1 CRISPR repeat array is annotated in these 393 nt (G+C 71.5%).

Annotated features, from left to right (window positions below):
- Nucleotide 1: 1 nt before the first annotated feature.
- Nucleotides 2-393: a CRISPR direct-repeat array (repeat unit 26 nt; unit sequence GCTCATCCCCGCGAGTGCGGGGCAGA).

Raw genomic sequence — 393 nt, 5'->3', positions numbered from 1 at the left:
GGCTCATCCCCGCGAGTGCGGGGCAGACGAAAACGACGACCGCCGAAACCCCTCCGCCTCAGGCTCATCCCCGCGAGTGCGGGGCAGACCAGTCCCCCTCGCGCTGCAGGCTTGCGCGCCGGGGCTCATCCCCGCGAGTGCGGGGCAGACGTGTCGAACCGGCGACACACTCTCGTCCCGCAGGGCTCATCCCCGCGAGTGCGGGGCAGACCCGAATAACCCCTGACCGCACCCGGTGGGGGTGGGCTCATCCCCGCGAGTGCGGGGCAGACACGGTTTCTGATGTGGTGTGGGCGCTCGCCGGGGGCTCATCCCCGCGAGTGCGGGGCAGACGCGTACCTGGTCGGTGATGTCGGCCCAGATTCGGGCTCATCCCCGCGAGTGCGGGGCAGA

Source organism: Corynebacterium sp. HMSC070H05, from assembly GCF_001837615.1.
Lineage (GTDB): Bacteria > Actinomycetota > Actinomycetes > Mycobacteriales > Mycobacteriaceae > Corynebacterium > Corynebacterium coyleae.
The sequence above is the reverse complement of the archived record's forward strand: the minus strand, read 5'-3'. Positions and strand labels throughout refer to the sequence as shown.